Source organism: Pseudoalteromonas sp. Z1A6 (assembly GCF_011378745.1).
Lineage (GTDB): Bacteria > Pseudomonadota > Gammaproteobacteria > Enterobacterales > Alteromonadaceae > Pseudoalteromonas > Pseudoalteromonas arctica.
The window spans coordinates 1-4363 of record NZ_WTKW01000345.1 but is presented as its reverse complement, the minus strand read 5'-3'; the positions used below and the strand labels follow the sequence as shown (position 1 = coordinate 4363).

The following is a 4363-nucleotide window of genomic DNA, read 5'->3' as shown; positions in this document are numbered from 1 at the left end:
GTTAGTATTTTTATTTTATCCACCTTAAATTTAAAGAAGTATAATGATAAGTAAAAAAGTTTTTAAAAATACAATGATGTTGTATTTTCGACAAGTGTTGCTATTACTTGTTAGTCTTTATACTGTACGCGTTGTTTTAGAGACTTTAGGGATAGAAGATTACGGTATTTATAGTGTAGTTGCAGGAATTGTAACTCTATGCTCTTTTTTGAGCGGCAGTATGGCTTCGGCAACCCAACGTTTTTTTTCATTTGCTATAGGTAAAAAAGACGAAAAATTATTAAATACAACATTTACTGTAAATATCGTTATATATTTTATTATAGGGGTTGTTGTGCTTGTTTTATTAGAGGGACCAGGGCTCTGGTTTGTATCTAATGAACTTAACGTGCCAGCTGAACGCGTAAATGCTGCTCATTTTTTGTATCAATGCTCCGTTGCTACATTTTTTTTCACGGTATTAACTTCACCTTTTATAGCAATTATTATTTCACATGAAGATATGGAGTATTTTGCATTTATATCTATTGCTGAAGCAATAATAAAATTAGTAGCTGTCTTTGCGCTTGTACATTTACCTGGTGAAAAGCTAGAAGTTTACGGTATATTATTACTGGTAATTTCTATTTTTATAATGTTGTGTTATGCGTCCCTTTGTTTTAAAAAATATGCAGAATGTCAGTTAACTATTTTTTACTGGGATTCCATGCTTCTAAAAGAAATGCTTTCTTTTACAGGGTGGAGCCTTTTTGGTCAACTATCCACGGCGGCGAGGTTTCAGGCTGTTACAATATTAATTAATCAGTTTTTTAATCCCAGTGTTGCAGCCGCTAGAGCAATTGCTATTACGATATCATCAAAGATTAATATATTTTCAAATAATTTTAATACGGGTTTATACCCATCTATTGTAAAAAGCTATGCGAATAAAAACAATGATGAGATGTTTTCATTAATCTGTAATGGCTCAAAACTCACATTTTTTCTAATGTGGGTATTCGCTTTGCCTTTACTTATTGAAATGGAAGCAGTGCTAACCATCTGGCTAACCGAATTACCTGAACAAGTCGTTTTGTTTGCCAAATTGGCCTTGGTTGAATCTCTAGTATTATCTATTAGCTTGCCTATAGCTACAGCAGCTCGTGCACCAGGGAAAATGAAAGGCTACGAATTAACTCTCGGGGTTTTACAGTTATCCATTTTTGCAATTGCTTATTTTGTGCTGCACTTGGGCTTCCCTGCTTATAGTGTATTTATTGTTGCTATATTTATGAATGTTGTAATGTTTTTTGCGAGATTGAAACTAGTTTCTGGATTAATTGGATTACCGCAACTTTTATTTATTAAACAAGCATGCTTACCAATATCTGCCCTTATTCTTATTTCTTCATTATTTGCATACGGCGCGCATTCGATATTACCTAGCGGGATTTTTTATTCTTTCATTAATATATTTTGTTGTGTATTTGTTTCATCAGTCACTATGTTTTATGTAGGTTTAGATAAAATTTGGAGAAAAAAAGTTTTAGCACTTATTAATAAAAAGCTTTTCAAAAAGGAAGTAATACAGTGAAGGTTTTATTACTTGGTGGTACCGGAGCTATGGGTGCACACCTTTCTACTCTTTTATTAGGACGAGGAGATGATGTCACAACTACTACTCGCAGCGAGAGAGCAAGTACATCCAAAGTCAAATTTATTATTGGAAATGCACATAATGAAAACTTTTTAGATAAAGTGCTTACTGAGCGTTGGGATATAATTGTTGATTTTATGGTTTACTCGACAGAGCTATTTAAATTACGTATTCAAAAGTTATTAGACTCCTGTGATCAGTATATATATTTAAGTTCAGCTCGAGTATATGCTGACTCAGCCCAACCATTAACTGAAACTAGTCCAAGGTTGTTAGATAGTACACTTGATCAACAATACCTCTCAACTGATGAATATGCTCTGACTAAAGCACGACAAGAAAATATTTTATTTAATTCTATACATAAAAATTGGACGATTATTCGTCCATATATTACCTATAGTGAACAAAGATTACAGCTTGGTGTGCTCGAAAAAGAAGCTTGGTTATATAGAGCATTAAGGAAAAGGCCGATAGCCTTTTCAAAAGATATAAACGATAAAGTTACAACTTTAACTTATGGGTTAGATGTGGCTAAAGGTATTGCCGCAATTATGGGGCAGCGTGGTGCGCTAGGAGAAGCTTTTCATATTACAACGGATAAAAGTATAAAGTGGCAGGAAGTATTGGAGGTTTATAGTTGCCTTCTAAAGGAGCATCTTAATTTTTCACCTGAGATTAATTTACAAAATATGAGTGATTTTACTTCACACCATTCAGCGGTTCATCAGATAAAATATGATAGACTTTTTAATCGGCAGTTTGATAATAGCAAAATTAATCAGTTCATTGATACTTGTACTTTTATAAACCCTGTTGAAGGGCTAAATAACTGTTTAAAAGCTTTTCTAAATGAGCCTCACTTTCTTTCAATAAACTGGGCAAGAGAAGCCGTAAAAGATAAGCAACAAGGCGTTTTTTCATCACTATCAGAGCTACCAAGTATAAAAACGAAAGCTAAATATATGTACTACAGGTTTAAATAATCGGAATTATAAAATATGAGTCAATTAATTACTAAAGAAAAAAACGCACAGATAATAATTTCATTATTAAAAGCGCATGGGATTCGTATCATTGTTGCTTCACCTGGCACAACAAATGTAGCGCTAATAGGCAGCATTCAAAATGATCCATATTTTACAATCTATTCTTCTGTCGATGAACGTTCAGCTGCTTATTTAGCTTGTGGCCTAGCTGAGGAAAGTGGAGAACCTGTAGTTATAAGTTGTACGGGGGCAACCGCTTCTAGAAACTATGCACCGGGTTTAACAGAAGCTTATTACAGAAAATTACCTGTTCTAGCTATAACGTCCATGCAACAGTTAGGGCGTGTCGGGCATAATGTTGCACAGGTAATTGATAGAAGTGTTATTCAGAATGATGTTGCGAAGTATAGTGTTGAGCTACCGGTGGTAAAAGATGCTGAGGATTTGTGGGACTGCGAAATCAAAGTAAACATAGCTATTCTGGAACTAAAAAGGAATGGCGGTGGGCCTGTTCATATTAATTTACCCACAACATACTCACTTCCATTTGAGAATAAAGAATTACCAAAATACAGAGTAATAAATCGTATATCAATAGACGATGAGATGCCTGAATTATTAGGTAGAGTTGCTGTATTTGTTGGGGCACATAAAAAGTGGTCTGAAGACGAAACTCAAGCGCTTGATAAGTTTTGTGAGTTAAATAATGCGGTCGTTTTCTGTGATCATACGAGTGGTTATAAAGGCAAATTTAGATTGCTTTTCTCACTAGTGGCTACACAAGATGCTATGGAAATTTCGCAATTTAAACCAGATGTAATGATACATATTGGTGAAGTAAGCGGTGATTATGCAAGTATTGCTCTCGCTGGTAAATCTGTTTGGCGAGTAAGTGAAGATGGGGAGGTAAGGGACCCATTTAGAAAGCTAAGATATATTTTTGATATGAAAGAAAAAGATTTCTTTACAATTTATGGCAGAAATTTAGAACCAGTGTCTAATCATACCTTAAGTTATTTTGATGAATGTCGTCAGGCTTTAGAAGCGGTTAGATCTAACTTGCCAGAACTTCCAATTTCAAATATCTGGGTTGCATCACAGATCGCCCATAAAATTCCTAGGGATTCTATATTACACTTAGGAATTCTAAATAGCCTTCGTTCTTGGAATTTCTTCGATGTCCCACAATCAGTTTCTACTTCATCCAATGTTGGTGGTTTTGGTATTGACGGTGTTTTGTCTACCCTAATTGGTTCTTCTTTAGCAAAGCCAAATAAACTTAACTTTTGCGTTTTAGGCGATCTAGCTTTTTTCTATGATATGAATGTAATGGGTAATCGTCATGTAGGTAGAAATTTGCGTATCTTGATTATAAACAATGGTAAGGGTACTGAATTTAGGCAGTATAATCATCACGCAGCTTATTTTGGTGAAGGAGCTGACCAACTTATTGCTGCAGCTGAGCATTACGGTAATAAGTCTTCAACACTCGTTAAAAATTATGCAGAAAATTTAGGTTTTGAATATTTAAGTGCGAAAACTAAAGATGAGTTTAGCTTATCGGCTGATATATTCTTGGATGATAAAATAACTGACAGGCCAATTGTTTTTGAAGTTTTTACAGACAGTGATGAAGAGAGCAAGGCCCTAGAGCTAATTCGAAATATTGCAGAAGATCGTGCTTTCAAAATTAAAAAGAAAGCTAAAAAGATGCTAGGTAGTAGTGGTATGAATGTTT

3 protein-coding genes are annotated in these 4363 nt (G+C 34.5%); all 3 read left to right on the top strand.

Features of this window, described 5'->3' with window-relative positions; genetic code table 11:
- The first annotated feature begins 43 nt into the window (after positions 1-43).
- A complete protein-coding gene (locus GQR46_RS16755; RefSeq protein ID WP_240922916.1) occupies positions 44-1573 on the top strand; it encodes a polysaccharide biosynthesis protein in 1530 nt (509 codons plus the stop codon).
- The gene (locus tag GQR46_RS16750) at positions 1570-2622 is read left to right on the top strand and encodes an NAD-dependent epimerase/dehydratase family protein (RefSeq protein ID WP_165741600.1); all 1053 of its coding nucleotides are present in this window, start codon (positions 1570-1572) and stop codon (positions 2620-2622) included. Before GQR46_RS16755 ends, GQR46_RS16750 begins: the two co-directional genes overlap by 4 nt.
- A gap of 15 nt (positions 2623-2637) precedes the next feature.
- On the top strand, positions 2638-4363 hold a 1726-nt coding region (locus GQR46_RS16745), incomplete at its 3' end, for a thiamine pyrophosphate-binding protein (protein ID WP_165741597.1).

Excerpts from the sequence above, each read along its gene's own strand:
- GQR46_RS16755 (WP_240922916.1), top strand. The coding sequence starts at position 44 with ATGATAAGTAAAAAAGTTTTTAAAAATACAATGATGTTGTATTTTCGA.